This window comes from Rothia gullae (assembly GCF_024294905.1).
GTDB lineage: Bacteria > Actinomycetota > Actinomycetes > Actinomycetales > Micrococcaceae > Rothia.
The window spans coordinates 24,959-39,921 of the sequence record NZ_JANCOC010000011.1 but is presented as its reverse complement, the minus strand read 5'-3'; the positions used below and the strand labels follow the sequence as shown (position 1 = coordinate 39,921).

General features: G+C 56.3%; 10 protein-coding genes. 7 read left to right on the top strand and 3 right to left on the bottom strand.

The features are described 5' to 3' along the window. Window positions 1-271: 271 nt before the first annotated feature. Entirely contained in the window at window positions 272-1,342 is a 1,071-nt protein-coding gene (locus NML54_RS07320) for an alcohol dehydrogenase catalytic domain-containing protein (protein ID WP_254757074.1), read from the top strand. 563 nt (window positions 1,343-1,905) lie between these two features. On the opposite strand, the gene NML54_RS07315 is transcribed toward NML54_RS07320, so the two are convergent. Beyond that, window positions 1,906-3,243: a CoA-disulfide reductase gene (locus NML54_RS07315; protein WP_254757072.1), complete on the bottom strand. Its 1,338-nt coding sequence runs from the start codon at window positions 3,241-3,243 to the stop codon at window positions 1,906-1,908. Between the two features lie 209 nt (window positions 3,244-3,452). Beyond that, the gene (locus NML54_RS07310; RefSeq protein WP_012904341.1) at window positions 3,453-5,018 is read right to left on the bottom strand and encodes an MFS transporter; all 1,566 of its coding nucleotides are present in this window, start codon (window positions 5,016-5,018) and stop codon (window positions 3,453-3,455) included. 177 nt (window positions 5,019-5,195) lie between these two features. Between NML54_RS07310 and NML54_RS07305 the strand changes: the two genes are divergently transcribed. The 5 genes from NML54_RS07305 (at window position 5,196) to NML54_RS07285 (ending at window position 11,659) form a co-directional block, all read left to right on the top strand. Next, complete coding sequence (locus NML54_RS07305; protein WP_012904343.1) at window positions 5,196-5,774, top strand: TetR/AcrR family transcriptional regulator; 579 nt, start codon at window positions 5,196-5,198, stop codon at window positions 5,772-5,774. 136 nt (window positions 5,775-5,910) lie between these two features. Next, window positions 5,911-6,231, top strand: a complete 321-nt coding sequence (locus tag NML54_RS07300) for a putative quinol monooxygenase (RefSeq protein WP_070824786.1) — start codon at window positions 5,911-5,913, stop codon at window positions 6,229-6,231. Between the two features lie 261 nt (window positions 6,232-6,492). Beyond that, window positions 6,493-7,305 (top strand): NUDIX hydrolase, encoded by an 813-nt coding sequence (locus NML54_RS07295; RefSeq protein ID WP_254757070.1) that lies wholly within the window; start codon window positions 6,493-6,495, stop codon window positions 7,303-7,305. 606 nt (window positions 7,306-7,911) lie between these two features. Further along, entirely contained in the window at window positions 7,912-9,735 is a 1,824-nt protein-coding gene (locus tag NML54_RS07290) for an ATP-binding cassette domain-containing protein (protein ID WP_254757068.1), read from the top strand. Between the two features lie 421 nt (window positions 9,736-10,156). Then, window positions 10,157-11,659, top strand: a complete 1,503-nt coding sequence (locus NML54_RS07285) for an ATP-binding protein (RefSeq protein WP_254757066.1) — start codon at window positions 10,157-10,159, stop codon at window positions 11,657-11,659. Window positions 11,660-11,795: 136 nt separating this feature from the next. On the opposite strand, the gene NML54_RS07280 is transcribed toward NML54_RS07285, so the two are convergent. After that, window positions 11,796-12,419 carry a superoxide dismutase gene (locus tag NML54_RS07280; protein ID WP_254757064.1) on the bottom strand — a complete coding sequence of 208 codons (624 nt, stop codon included), beginning with the start codon at window positions 12,417-12,419 and terminating at the stop codon, window positions 11,796-11,798. Between the two features lie 1,518 nt (window positions 12,420-13,937). Here NML54_RS07280 and NML54_RS07275 point away from each other — a divergent pair. Next, window positions 13,938-14,489: a MarR family winged helix-turn-helix transcriptional regulator gene (locus NML54_RS07275; RefSeq protein ID WP_254757062.1), complete on the top strand. Its 552-nt coding sequence runs from the start codon at window positions 13,938-13,940 to the stop codon at window positions 14,487-14,489. The last annotated feature ends 474 nt before the right edge of the window (window positions 14,490-14,963 follow it).

Genomic DNA, 14,963 nt, shown 5'->3' with positions numbered 1-14,963 from the left:
AACTTTCCTCGATTAAACGCACGAGTAAACGCACGAGGCGCATCCCTGTTTAGGGGGTGCGCCTCGTGCGTTTTTCACAGGTCTTAAATACCCAAAGTGAATCATGTTCATGTTTAAAGAACCAAAAGATACACTCCGCGTAATAAAAGCGCATAATTCAACACGTCGGGTTTAATGAAAATACAACCTATCAAATATTTCTTATGGGTTGATACATGTAGTGATAAAGCAGTCACTGCACCCTCATTAGAGCTTCAAAGAAGGAGTCATCATGAAGGCATATGTATACCACGGCCCCGACCAGAAGAGTGCCTGGGAGGAAGTCCCGAACCCCACCATTCTTGAGCCCACGGACGTTATCGCCCGTGTCGACACCACCACCATTTGCGGTACTGACCTGCACATCCTAAAGGGTGACTGCCCCGAGGTGGACCACGGACGCATCCTGGGCCACGAGGCTGTCGGTACCATTACCGAGGTTGGCTCCGCGGTGACTGATCTGAAAGTCGGCGACCGCATCATCATTCCCGCCGTGACCAGCTGCGGTAAGTGCTCCTACTGTAAGGCAAACCAGCCTTCGCACTGCCAGACCGTTGGTGGTGTCGGCTGGATTTTCGGTTACATGATTGACGGCACCCAAGCAGAGTACGTGCGTGTTCCCTACGCAGAGACCTCGGTCCACCTGGTTCCGGAGGGCCTGACCGATGAGGACGTCCTCTTCCTCACCGACGCACTGCCCACCGGCTTCGAGATTGGTATTCTGAACGGCAACACCAAGCCCGGTGACACCGTCGCTGTCGTGGGTGCAGGCCCCGTGGGGCTGGGCGCGATTATGACCGCTAACCTCTGCGGTGCCGGCCGAGTCATCACCGTCGACTTCGACGACAACCGCATGAACAAGGCACTGGAGCTGGGCGCAACCGATAAGGTCAATGCGGGCGACCCAGACTTCATCGAGAAGATTAAGGCCCTCTCCCCCGACGGTCTGGGCGTGGACGTGGCAATTGAGGCTGTGGGTATTCCGCAGACCTTCAATACCTGCACCAAGATTGTTCGCCCCTACGGCAACATCGCTAACGCCGGCGTGCACGGCAAGCCTGTTGAGCTGCCCCTGAACACCATGTGGATCTCTAACGTTCGCATCAACATGGGTCTGGTCAACTGCAACACCGTCGGCAACCTGCTGAACATGGTCCGCTCCGGTCGCCTGAACGCTAAGGCAATGGCAACCCACCGCTTCACTTTCGACCAGTTCGAGGAAGCCTACGACCTGTTCACCCACGCTGCCGAGCACAACGTGGTGAAGGTTGTTATCTCCCGTAACCCCGAGGTTACGGCATAGACTGCGGTAGGCTCATATACCGCTCATACAGAAACCCCGAACTTTCGTTAGGGATTTCGGTGGGATGTCTTCATTACACTGCGAACATCCCCACGATTCGTCTCCGGGTGGGAGAGGGTAGGTGCCACCCGGAGCGCGAATCGTCCTCCCCCCTACCCCGAGATGTAGTTATTTTCTGAAGAGACAAGATCGTCTGAAGATACAGGATTTTCTGAAGATACAGGAGATACGCCAGCTCGGGGTTTTCTGTTGCCTCAACCCATTCTTTGGCGGGCTCAACCTGTTCTTTGGTGGGGTGAGGGGCGGTTCCTCAAGCGTGATGCCTCCTCTGCCGGGCGCTCTGCCGACCCGCTCTTGCGGGTTCTTCTGCCAGGCAACCTCTACTGGTGGAGGGGCGCATCATTTAGCTCTTCTTGGTCGGGCGGTACCTCCGATTCTGCTCTTCCTTGAAGGGAAAGGAAAAGGGTCGTACGCTTACGATTCAATGGCGATTCGTAGGCTGCGACCCTTTTCTCATGCCGGATTCTGGTGCTCCGGGGATTTCCTGCGCTCCGGGCGGCTATTTAGTTTTTGGGCTTCTCAGCGCCAGGTTCCTCACTGGCGGCATCGTGCGGGATGCGGGTGAACACCTCCGTGGGGTCGTCTGCCCCAGATACGGCAATTGCGGCAGAAGGTTCGGTGGCATTTCCGGTGACGGGCTCGGTAGGTGCATCAGCTAGATCCCCAGCAAGCACGTCAGTAGGATGATCGGCAGGCGCGTCAACGGGCACCTCCGCGACGATGGGCTCATCCGAGGCGGACTCCGCAGAGGCGGGCGCCTCCGGAGCCTTCTGCGCATCCTCCTGCTTATCCTGAGCCAGAGTCTCTACAGGCTGCTCAGAAACACCCTGCTCAGTAGCTACCGGCTCACCGTGCGCGGATTCCTTCTTCGCATCCTTGTGCGCGTCCTTATGTTCGAGCCTGTAGATGATGCGCGGTTCCAGGCGCTCAAAACCAATCTTGGAGCGCACCCAGTTCACGAAGCGGTCGATACGGTCCTCACCCTCGGTGGTTTCCGCAACCCGGTAGTTGCGCGGCAGCATCACGCTGTCGCTGAGCACGCGCGGGTACTCATCAATCTCCTGAATACCCGCCATGTACATGTTCTCGCGGAACTGGTGAGCGAACTCCTGCTGACCGAGGAACAGCTGGTCGGCGTAGGTTTTAGCCGCCAGGCGCTCGCTGTAGGCGTCCTTGGAGTCGCGAGCGCCCTTCTTGGAGCCGTAAATATCCCAGAAGTAAAAGTACACATTGTTCGCGATAATGGCGGAGATAATGCGGTTCTGCAGGTACACGAGGGCACCGACGGCGACCGCACCAACAATCAGGAGCACCACGGCGAGCGGGGAGAGTGCAAAGTCAGACAGATTGCCGCGGTGGTTCGTGAACAGGCCAATCAGGTAGGCGATGGTGACCACGATGATGGGCACGCCGATGAAAATCACGGCCAGCGGAACCCAAATGTACAGCAGGGCACGTAGAATCAGGCGGTAGTAGCTAATCGAGTCGCCAATGGGGATGGGCGTAGGCTTCACGGAAGAGTGCGCACGCTTCATGAGCAGGCTGAAGATACGGTTGCTGTCGATGCCAACTTTACGCAGCTTCGATTCGAGGGACGCACGCTTGAGGAAGACCCGGTAGTTTTCGAGGACGACGCGCTGGTCGGAGGTGAGCTTTTCGGGGTCGGGTAGGGCGTTGAGGTCCAAGCCGGCTTCGGTGAGGAGCTTGCTCCACAGTTCCAGTCGCGCCAGTTCGGAGGGTTTTGCCGCCGCCTGCGCCTGGTAGTTCTTGTAGGAGATGAAGATGGTGCTGGCACCAATCAGCAGTGTAATGAAGGGTGCAATCCAGTCTTTGAGTCCCATGGTGGCGTTCCTCCTTGAGTGTGTGGAGCCGTTGGTTCCTCTGTCTTTTTCGGGCGACTTTTTCGGGCGTGAGCCTACTGTTTTTACCGTACCACCGGCACCTGTGCTGAACCTTTAAATGCGCAGGTGGGTGCGTAAAAATAGCCCCGCCTCCCGGCGCTCAAGAGCAACGGGAGACGGAGCTTATCTATGAGGTTTAGTGCGCTGTATTAGTGTTCTGCGGGCTTCATTTCGCGCGGTGCCTTACGAATCATGAGGTAGCTGATGACAGCCATAACACCCATGAGCACGGCACTGAATGCGGAGCTCAGCACCACGCCCGAGTCGAAGGCAGCGAATGCGGAGGAGAGCAGCTGGTTCGCCTGCTCGCCACCTACATGGCTGGCGACGGACACGGCACCGCCGAGGGTTTCGTGGGCGTGGTCGGCGAGAGTCTCATCCAGGCCGTCGGGTACAACCACATTTGCGCGGTAGACGGCGGTGAGCATGCCACCAATGATGACGGTGCCGAGCACCGTACCTGTCTCGTAGGAGGTCTCCGAGATCGCGGATGCCGCACCAGCCTTACGCGGCGGCACGCTGGAGAGCATCAGGTCGTTCGAAATGGTCTGCGCAATACCGATGCCGGTACCGAGCACAATGAAGATCAGGATAATCACCAAGTCGTTGTGCGCACCCAGGAAGGCGAGCACCGCGAACGCGGCAGCGTGGAGCGCCAGACCGAAAGACACCACCTGCGCCGGGTGGAAGTGCACCGCCACGCGCGCAATCACCAGACCGGCGATAATGATCGCCAGGGTACCGGGAATCAGCAGCATACCGGCGTACATGGGCGGCAGACCGGAGACCAACTGCAGGTGCTGGGAGGCGAAGTAGATGAAGCCAACGTCCACCATCATGGAGATGAGGTTTGCGGTAATCGCGCCGGTGAACACGGTGTTGCGGAAGAGGCGCACATCCAGCATGGGCTGAATATCGTTCTTCTCGCGGTTGAGCTGACGCAGCACGAACAGGACGATGAAGCACAGGCCGGCAAGGATGGTGCTGATAGCCACCGCATCGAACCCGGTTTCGGAGGTGTGAGTCAGACCGAAGGTAATGCCGGTCATGCCGGTCATAATCAGCAGGATGCTCAGCGGATCCACCGGGCTGGGGTTCGGGTCCTTCGACTCGGGAACCATAATCGGGGCGAGAATCAGCAGAGGAATCAGAATCGGCACAGCGAGCAGGAACACCGAACCCCAGTCGAAGTGCTCCAGCAGGAAACCACCCACAATCGGGCCCAGCGCCGCACCCGCCGAGAAGCCCGAAGCCCACACGGCAATAGCGATGCGGCGCTCGGTCGCATCCACAAAGATATTGCGAATAATCGACAGGGTTGCCGGCATGAGCATGGCGCCAAAAATGCCAAGCAGGGCGCGGGCAACCACGAGCATCAGCGCGGAGGGCGCGAATGCCGCGAGCGCAGAGATTGCCGCGAAGCCGGTCGAGCCGATGAGCAGCAGCTTGCGGCGACCGATGCGGTCACCGATAGCGCCCATGGGCACGAGCAGGGCGGAGAGCACCAGGGAGTAGGAGTCAACGATCCACAGCTGCTCCGCGGAGGAGGGGCTCAGCGCCTTAGCGATTGCGGGCACCGCGAAGGCAAGCACTGTGTTGTCGATGGAGACCAGGAGCACCGGGAGCATGAGCACACCGAGTGCCGCCCAGCGCTTGGTCTTCTGGTCGGGGGCGTGAATGGGCAGAGCCGTGGTGTGCGGATTGTGATTCGTCATGGGTTGTTTTCGTGCGTCTATAAGGTGTCGGCTGATGCGGCGGACGCGGCGGCATCAGCTCGGCCTGTCTTTTGGGCTAGGTCTTTTAGTGAGGTTTTAGGGGTCCGGACGGGGCCATAAACGAAGATTAACTATACCAACTGGACGGTATAGTTTCAAGCGGTTAGACTGGTACCCATGACCACCCCCAACCACCGCAAACAGCGCGCCAACAACTCCCGCGAACACATCCTCGACACCTACGTCGACCTGCTGATTCGCTCGGGAGAACGCGCCGCAACCCTCAACGCCGTCGCCACCCCCGCCAAGGTTTCCAAGGGCGGGCTACTCTACCACTTCTCATCCAAGAAGGCGCTCCTTGAAGCGCTCGCAGAACGCACCCTCACCCTGGCTGAAGAGGACTTCGCGGCAATGGAGCAGGCACCCGAGGGGGCAAGCGCCTACTACATCAATTCCTCCACGCCGGATAACACCCCGTTCGACCGTGCCCTCATTGCCCTCAGCCGCCTGGCGCAGAACAATAATGAGCTCGCCCAGCAGACCATGAGTCGCGTACAGGATGGCTGGCATGCGCTCGTTCTCGCTGAGCTGGGTGATGAACAGATTGCCCGCACCGTGCTGCTTCTGGGTGATGGCATGTACTACAACGCGGCATTCGGAGGCGACTCCGCCAGCCCGCAGAGGGCTGCAGCCATCGCGGCAGACCGTGCGGCACTCGAACGCGCCCTGCAGGTACTCAAGGCGGCGGCTCGTTAAACCACAAAAGCCACTCGACACAGCGGTTAAAGCCACAAGCTAAAACCGCTACCTCAAACCCTATTCTTCAGCGCCGGCGAGCACCCGGGGCTTAAACTGGAAGGGTACGTATCTACTCTTCAACCAAGGAGTTCCGATGATTTTCATTGCTGTAAAGTTCCCCGTCAAGCCCGAATACGCTGACCAGTGGATTGAGAAGACCCGCGCTTTCACCGAGGCAACCCGCGCCGAGGAAGGCAATAAGTTCTTCGAGTGGTCCCGCAGTGTTGAGGACCCGAACGAGTTCGTTCTGCTCGAGGCTTTCAACGACGATGCAGCTGGCCCGCACGTGAACTCTGACCACTTCCAGCAGGCTCTGAAGGACATGCGTCCGCTGCTGACTGCAACCCCGAAGATTATTTCTCGCCTGGTTGACGGCGACGGCTGGGACGCTATGGGCGAGCTGCAGATCGACTAGTCTGCACCCCTGATATGCACCTAAAACTGCATAGTTAGATGTTGCATAAGTAGACGCTAAAGCGCCTCTCCTGCCTGTTCTATTGGACAGGCAGGAGGGGTGCTTTGGCGTGTCCGGTACCTGAACTTTTCCCCTTGACACGACGCGGATGGTACCGGTTTTCGGGTCAGCGGGTGCCTTGCGTGCATTTTTACCCTATTAACCCCTTAAAATGGGTAGAGTATGCACACCTATCGATACCCATTCGCACAGGAGGTCTGAATGAGCATCGCATCCCAGCCTCTTCCCGGCGCAGTCGCCGCTGAAGAGCACAACGACGTGGACCACACCTCTGTATCCCTCGCCGTCTCGACCGTTATTCTGGCACTGCGCCCCAAGGAAAACGAAACCCACCCGACCCTGTGGCTACCGCTGGTTCGCCGCCTCCGCGAGCCCTATAAGGGCCAGTGGGCGCTTCCTGGCGGTCCGCTCAACCCGAATCTTTCCCTCGAGGAGGCGGCGGCTTCGACCCTGAAGCGCGCAACCAACCTGCAGCCCGGCTACCTGGAGCAGCTCTACGCATTCGGTGACGTTCTGCGCACCCCCGAGGCGCGCGCCGCCCGCGTTGTGGGCGAGCCTGAACCGGCACCCGGCACTGATCACGAGCGCGTGGTTTCCGTGGTGTACTGGGCGTCGATTCCCGCCACCGAGGTCGCGAACACTCGCGTACACGAGAACATCCGCTGGTTCCCGGTGGATGAGCTGCCCGAGCTCGCCTTCGACCACAACGAAATCATTGAGTATGCGCTCTACCGCCTGCAGAACAAGGTCGAGTACTCGCGTATTGCGCACTCTTTCTTGGGTGAGGAGTTCACCCTGGCGCAGCTGCGTGAGGTGTACGAGGCGATTCTGGGTCGCACCCTGGATCCGGCGAACTTCCGCCGCCAGATTGCAGCGTCGAAGTCGATTATTGACACCGGCCGCCGCGTGGAGGGTACCCGTCACCGCCCGCCGCGCCTGTACCGTTACAACGACGCTCAGGCGTACGCGGATGCGGGCCCGCTGGGTATGTACCGTGAGCGCCACGAGGCGTAATGGTGTTTCGCGTGTTGTACGCGCGCAGATTTAATGCCTAAAAGGAGGGGCGGCACCGATTGGTGTCGCCCTTCCTTTTGCGTTGTCTAGGGGATATCGGCACTTGGCAGGCGGTTTTGCGGGAGGGTGTTTGACTCAGCACCCGTACGCTCCCTATGCTGGAGTCCTCAGCTCTCTATCCGTGTTACCCCACCGTGGGGGGGTAGTTGGCGGAGCTGAACGTATCGTTTGACCGAAGCCACCCAAGGCGCGACCGGGGCGGTATTCGGAATCTAGGAGGCATCAAAGAAATGACCCACCGAGCATAAGCCCGGACCTCACAGAATTTTTCGCGCACTCACGCAGCTATTTGTGCAGGCATATTCCCCTGCACACTTCCATTTTTCTGTGTGTCTTTATTAGCGCGCACGCACCCGGGCACAGATACATCCACCGTTACGCTCGGGTTTTTTCGCGCCCTTTTTGGGGCGAGCCTCTTACCGCTGCGCACTCAGTGCAGGTAGCCAAACCGCCGACACACTGCCGCAACGCAGCACCGTCGGAGCTTGAGGGCACCCGAGCATCCATGACTCGTATCCATGATTCGCGTCGATTCAAGGAGCTCGTATGACACACGTACTTCAGCCGCAGGCGACCCTTCCCCATTCCACATCTTCCCGCGATGCCCGTTCCCACGCGGCTTCCCACATGGTTTCCCATGCAGCGGCGCACGTTAGTATCGCTCATCTACACTTTGCACACCCGAGCCAGCCTCCGCTTTTTGCGGATCTTTCGGCAGTGTTTTCGGCACCTCTGACCGGGCTCATTGGTGACAATGGCCGCGGAAAAACCACCCTTATGAGGTTGATTTTGGGAGATTTAACCCCGGATTCCGGTTCTTTGGCGGCGCCGGCACGCATGGCATATCTACCTCAGGATTTGGGTCTGGACCGAAAGCAGACTCTCGCTAAGCTCTGCGGAATCTCTGAGATTCTGCGGGCGCTGCAGGCAATGGAGTCCGGCGAGTATTCCCCCGAACTCTATGAGATTATCGGGGACAGTTGGGACGTTGAGGAGCGCACCCTCGCGGCTCTTGCGACCTACGGATTCACCCCGGCGGCCCTGGTTAACCGTGACGACCCGCAGGCGGTTCGCGCACTCTTTGCCCGCAGCATGCGCAGTTTCTCCGGTGGCGAGGCGGTCATTGCCGCGCTTGCCTCACTGATGATTTCTGACCCCGAGTTCATTCTGCTCGATGAGCCGACGAACAACCTGGACTCCGCGGCGAAGGCTCAGCTCTTCACCGCGTTGGAGGCACTGCCCTGCCCGGCGCTCATTATTAGCCATGACCGCGACCTGCTGGAGCGTGTAAATGTGATTGCGGAGCTTCACGCCAATCGCCAGGGGCTGGCGCATCTGCGCCTCTTCGAGGGTAACTACAGCACCTACCGGCAGGCACTGGACACCGAGCAGCAGGCGGCTCAGCGTCGCGTGAGTGAGGCGAAGAACCGGGTGCGTTCGGCGCATCGTGAGTGGGTGCAGGCGCAGGAGATTATCTCGAAGAACATGGCGCAGGTCTGGAAGGACGACCAGCCGGACACGATTCTCGCCCTCGCCAAGGACGCCTCACGGCAGGCGGCTGTGAAGCTTCGAGTTCTGCGCATCGGCAAGCAGGAGCAGGCTCAGGAGGCATATCAGAAGGCTCAGGATGAGGTGCGCGTGCAGGAGAAGATCTACGCCGAATTGAGCCAGCAGCCCCTACCCGCGGGGCGCAAGATACTGGAGCTGAGCAGAGATACTACCCACCAGGTTTCACGTGAAACATTTACCGCTCAGCAACCCACTAAGGTTGATTCTCTGCATTTTTCACCCACTGAGACTGATAGTGAGAGCCAGCAGGGAACACCGGCGGAACGCCCAGAACACCTGATTCTCAGCGGTCCCGAGCATCTGCGCATCACCGGTGCGAACGGCAGCGGCAAGACCACCCTCCTTGAGGCAATTGCCCACGCAAAAGACCCGGAGTACCACTCCCCCGTGCAGCCCGCCTACCGGGTCGACTATTGCCTCGAGGGGGCGTACATTCCGCAGCGCATCACCCTCGACCCGCAGCTCACCCTCCTGCAGAGCGTGCAGCGGGCTAACCCCGGCGTGAGCGAACAGCACCTGCGTGACCAGTTGGCGCGCCTGCTTTTCCGCCGCGAGAGCGTGCACCATAAGACCGGTGAGCTCTCTGGTGGTGAGCGTTTCCGCGCAGCGGTGGCGCAGGTGCTTCTGGCAGATCCGATGCCGCAGCTACTCATGCTGGATGAGCCGACGAATAACCTCGATATTTCTTCGGTGGATTGGCTGGTGCAGGCGCTCGAAGCCTATACCGGCGCGCTCATCCTGGTGAGCCATGATGAGGATTTCTGCCGACGCATCCGCATTGACCGTACGCTGGCACTCTAGGGTTTACCGTATCTCCGGGACAGGAAACCAGCACCACCCAGGACGAAGTGACGTAATAATCATGCATGTACTCCTGTGTGAACTTTACATTTTGAGTGACAAAATCTGCTGGAAAGTTACATTTTGTCACTCGAAATCTCTATATTCATAAATTTCACGCCTGATACCCCCGTTATCGCGCTTAAAACTACAGGTGCATCTCGACTAATTCTCTAAAGCGCCGGGTGCCCGGCACCTCCTAAGGGGGCGGCGCGGGGCACCCGCCATAGCAACAGCCACATACATTCGCCTAAGTTCGCAGACCACCGCCTATTTACATGACAAATTATCGCCAATAGTTACATATTTGTCACAAAAATCGCCCTCATTTGTAACTAACATTCCGCGATGAGGCCCAAAATGTCGCTCCAGGAATTACAATATGTACATGTATACGCCTGAAGAACTAACACAAACACTCAATGAGCTACGACTTCTAGGCAGGGACAGCCTGACTGTGGAAGTTAAGTCAGCCCACATGGGTTACCCCTCCTCCATTGCCGAAACTATCTGTAGCTTTGCTAATCGTCCAGACGGAGGCATCATCATATGCGGTGTGGATGAATCCCAAGATTTCACTCCAGTAGGTGTCTATGACGTCGAAGACTTACGAGCAAAAATTATTGATGCTGCACAGAATCTCAAACCAAAAATTGCAGTAGAAACCAGTGACATGGTCCTGGACGACCATCAGCTACTTATTGTGTCTGTTCCAGGGTTGCCGGTTCAGGAACGTCCCTGTTTCAAAGGCAATGTAGCGTATCAACGGCTTGAGGATGGTGACTACCCAATGGATAGTTACGCACTAAGTCTGATGTACGCCCAACGTCACAAACCGCACAATGACCTACAAAGCATTCCTAATACGTCCATTAATGATTTAGACATTAATGAAGACAATGATGATTTAGACAAGTCCTACACCCAGGACTTCCTGCGCCAGGTACGTCTCTCCTCAGCCCGTTTACGCCAGAACTCTGACCAAGAAATTTTGTATAAACGCAACGTACTAGCGGCAGATAATCATTTAACCTTGGCTGGGGTGTGCGCTCTGGGTGACTACCCTCAGCAGTTTTATTCCGGGGCGAGTATTATCGGCATAGTATCTACAAGCGGAACAACCCGCAATGATGACCGTTTTCGAAGCGAAGGCCCTATTCCCGCCATGCTTGAAGATACCCTTGCATGGCTCATACGCAACATTAAGAACCGCACCGTCACAGCTCCCAATGGTGCCGGGCTCATCGATCAGCCAGAAATCCCCTTGGTAGCTCTCCGTGAGTTTGTAGCCAACGCACTCGTCCACCGGAGCTATGAACGGGATGCATCCGGAAAATTCATACAGATTTTTATCAAACGCAGCCGTATTGAAATCATCAGCCCCGGCGGTTTTTGGGGTATCCTACCGAGTCAGGTAGGCCTCGTGCATCGCCCCGCGGCTGTAAACGAGGCGCTCTATGCTATCTGCCAGAATATTCGTCTCAGCGACGGTCACCGACTAATCGAAGGCGAAGGCGGCGGTATCCTAGCTGCGCAACAGACCCTGGTTGATGCTGGGTTGCGTAAGGCGCGTATTATCGACGATGGTATACAGGTGCGCGTCATTATCTACCGCCCTGCCGATGACACACAGCCTACGAGCACAATGGGGGTATCCTCTACTCCTCAGTTTGCTGAGATACCGGAAAATCTATCCCCCACGGAATCCCAGGTATACGCTGCTTTGACCCGCGGACCAGCTACAGTCGCCGATATTGTGAAAAGTACCCAGTTGACTGCACGGCAGGTACGGTATGCGTTACCCAAGCTAATCCAACGAGGTTTAGTAGAGCAAAAAGCTCGTTCGGGACGCCGCGGCTCGGTATACCACACTGTAGCCGCCTAGAGTCTCGCGTTCTCTAACGCGCCACGTGGTTCAGGGATAAACAAATGGGTGCCCGGCACCTCCGATTGTGGAGGCGCCGGGCACCCATTTCAATTACCTCACCGCGGCTACTTCACCGCGCTGACGAAAACCTAGATTAAAGGACCAGGTCCTTGGTCTGGGACACTGCGCGCTCGAAGCGAGCCTGAACGTCAGCCCAGTTCACAATGTTCCAGAATGCCTTGACGTACTCGCCCTTGACGTTCTGGTAGTCCAGGTAGAATGCGTGCTCCCACATGTCCAGCTGCAGAACGGGGATCAGCGCAACGGAGATATTGCCCTGCTGATCGTAAAGCTGCTCGATAATGAGGCGCTTGCCAACGGTGTCCCAGGCGAGGATTGCCCAGCCGGAGCCCTGAATGGTGAGTGCAACGTTGGTGAAGTGCTCACGGAACTTGTCGAAGGAGCCGAAGAATTCGTCGATTGCTGCTGCCAGCTCGCCGGTGGGCTTGTCGCCACCCTCGGGGGACAGGTTGTTCCAGAAGATGGAGTGGTTGGTGTGGCCACCCAGGTTGAACGCCAGGTCCTTGGAGAGCTTGGAGACGTTGCCGTATGCACCCTTCTCGCGTGCCTCTTCAAGCTGCTCGAGAGCTGCGTTAGCGCCTGCAACGTATGCTGCGTGGTGCTTGTCGTGGTGCAACTCCATAATCTTTGCGGAGATGTGGGGCTCGAGCACCGCGTAGTCGTAGGGGAGCTCGGGGAGAGTGTACTTTTCAGCCATGATGATGCCTTTCATTAGAAAACTTGGCTCGTATTAAAGATTACCAGCGTAGCGTTTACTTTACTTTTCATGAGTTGGGGAGCGTCACATTTATGTAAGATCTCGCTCAACCCTGTGGATTTTAGGCAAAGATTTTTCCCCACACCTGTGGATACCCCTGTGTATCAACAGGATTTTCAGGTTCGATACCCTATTATGCCTTGAAATACCGGGGTATGCGCTCATGTGAATAACAATGCTGTAAGTTCTCCACACTGTGGATAACTACTGTGGATAACATCCCATTTTGGGGATGCGCGGGGGGATAAACTGCAGAATTTTCACCCTCATTCGGGGCGTTTTTCCTTCTATTAGCCAAAATATTGAGTGCCAACAGGGCTGCCGAGTGCTCTTACGTGCCTCCTTACGCCGGAGGCGGTGGATTAAGTGCACAGGGTTATCCACAGCTGTGGAAATTTTCGGATTCCGCGGATTTATAGGTGAAAAGGTCTTCTGTTTAAGAACTTACCCTCGGTTTTAACGGCTGTGAAAGCCTGTAATTACAAGAATTTTTCTGCAGAGCTCTTAAATTGTACCCGTGGCAAGCCTTGACTCTGCTTCACCAAATCACATGGGTGTAAGTTCTCCACACTATGGATAACCCCTGTGGATATCACTCCTGACGCGATACGGCACAACAATACCGCGGACACACGGCACCACCACACAACACAAACCGCACCGCGCAGCTACACCCCACAGCTACACAGGGCAGATACACAGCACAGGTGTTTACGACTCTTCCTCCCCCAACCCTGCCCCGGCTCGTGCAGCGCTCTTGCGGCGCCGATATGAGGGCAAAGAAAAAGAGCACCCAACCGTTGGATGCTCTTAGAGTGAGTTAATAGAATTTAGAGTTAAAAAGATACGGTACGGAATGCAACCCAACCACGAACTGCATCCGCACCGCACATCCGTCGGTAGAAATACGAGTTACTCGTACACCGACGACAATCACCGATAAATAGAGAGTCGAACCTATCGAAGCGAGCTTCCGGTCTCGCCTCAGAGGCTTCCGTCGACCCCGTTATGTAATCAGTGTACACGGTTTCATTACGGCTGCAAAGCCAAAACCGAGATTTTTTAAAATTTTTGTTATCGTTTCGTTATTTTTCTTTCGACCTCGGAACACTCTTTGCCAACCTAAGAATTTTCTTCCGCCACCCAAAAAAACCTTGATATTCCGCGGAAGTTAGCATTATACGCGGGGTTGCTTCTTGGTACGGTCTTGTCTATACTTGCACCAGAAATCTTTTTAAATATGTCGCATGCCACTTACTTACCCCGGGTATTTGCAGTCACTGCGTGCAAAAAGATACGCCTGGCGCCCCTCAATAAATTAGCACCAAAGTGTCAAGCATTACTTGACCGTACAAATTTTGAGTCACCTAGTCAGGCCTTTCGCTACAATGGGTGCCAACACGCCACTTCTCTCATTAATAAGAGAGCTCCATATCTGATAAAAGAGGAACCAATCCCGTGTCCACACCAACCACGTCTGCGCAACAGCCGGAGAACACCTCGCATAGCGAGTCCACTCACTGGCTCTCCTCGCAAGAACGAGAAGGCTGGCTCTTTATTAGCTTCATCATCTTCAACCTTACCCGCAAGATGGAAAACCAGCTACAGACCGAGGCTGGTATCAGCTTCGTTGAATACATGGTGCTCGCAATGCTTTCCGAGTCCAAGGATCATTCCCTCACCATGACCGAGCTGGCAATCACTACGAACACTCTTCCCGCACGCCTCTCACGAGTTGTAGCGCGTTTGGAGAAGGATGGATACGTCCACCGCTCCCTCAGTGCTGAAGACCGACGTGTGAGCATCTGCCATCTGCTCCCGGCAGGTGAGCAGAAGATCCATGAAGTCGCCCCCAGCCACGTTGGCGAAGTACGCCACCAGATTTTCGATCACCTCACTCCCGAACAGGTTGAGCAGCTTGCCGAGATCGGTAAGGCTGTTCTGGGTGATACTCCTTCAAACGTCATCTCGATTGATGCGCTGAAGCGTGGGCATTACCCTACACACTAACCTCCTCCACCCCGGGTGAGAGTTGAGAGAACCAGAGATAAGGCACATTCCCCGCCGGGAACGTGCCTTATCTCTTTAAGGGCGTGTGCAGAACAACCTTTACGGAGGCGATTGGGGCGCATCGGGGTTCTGGCCACATCAGTTTCGCCGCATTTTCGAGAGATTTTTAAGATTTTTTTGCGCCCTCTAGCCCCGTGCGCAGGCACCCAACATGGCGTCTCTATGTTTACCTTGAGTCGTAGGTTTGTGGTTTTTAAACCCACTGTCTATCCCTGTTAAACCGCGAAATCTCAAGGAAAAACACCCAATACCACACAACCCAAAGAAAGTATTCAGGGCATCCACACTAAGGGTTATGGTGACAATATGTCAGGGATACCTTATCTGATTCACCGATTAGCCTTTTCTCTCTGTACATGACGCATCCCACCCCTTACGATAAATATCAACAGGTTGCACCGCGCCATCCCGGCA

Bases quoted from the DNA above. Each gene is read 5' to 3' on its own strand.
- NML54_RS07310 (WP_012904341.1), bottom strand. From the start codon at position 5,018: ATGACGAATCACAATCCGCACACCACGGCTCTGCCCATTCACGCCCCC.
- NML54_RS07295 (WP_254757070.1), top strand. From the start codon at position 6,493: ATGAGCATCGCATCCCAGCCTCTTCCCGGCGCAGTCGCCGCTGAAGAG.
- NML54_RS07285 (WP_254757066.1), top strand. From the start codon at position 10,157: ATGTACATGTATACGCCTGAAGAACTAACACAAACACTCAATGAGCTA.
- NML54_RS07305 (WP_012904343.1), top strand. From the start codon at position 5,196: ATGACCACCCCCAACCACCGCAAACAGCGCGCCAACAACTCCCGCGAA.
- NML54_RS07315 (WP_254757072.1), bottom strand. From the start codon at position 3,243: ATGGGACTCAAAGACTGGATTGCACCCTTCATTACACTGCTGATTGGT.
- NML54_RS07300 (WP_070824786.1), top strand. From the start codon at position 5,911: ATGATTTTCATTGCTGTAAAGTTCCCCGTCAAGCCCGAATACGCTGAC.
- NML54_RS07320 (WP_254757074.1), top strand. From the start codon at position 272: ATGAAGGCATATGTATACCACGGCCCCGACCAGAAGAGTGCCTGGGAG.
- NML54_RS07280 (WP_254757064.1), bottom strand. From the start codon at position 12,419: ATGGCTGAAAAGTACACTCTCCCCGAGCTCCCCTACGACTACGCGGTG.
- NML54_RS07290 (WP_254757068.1), top strand. From the start codon at position 7,912: ATGACACACGTACTTCAGCCGCAGGCGACCCTTCCCCATTCCACATCT.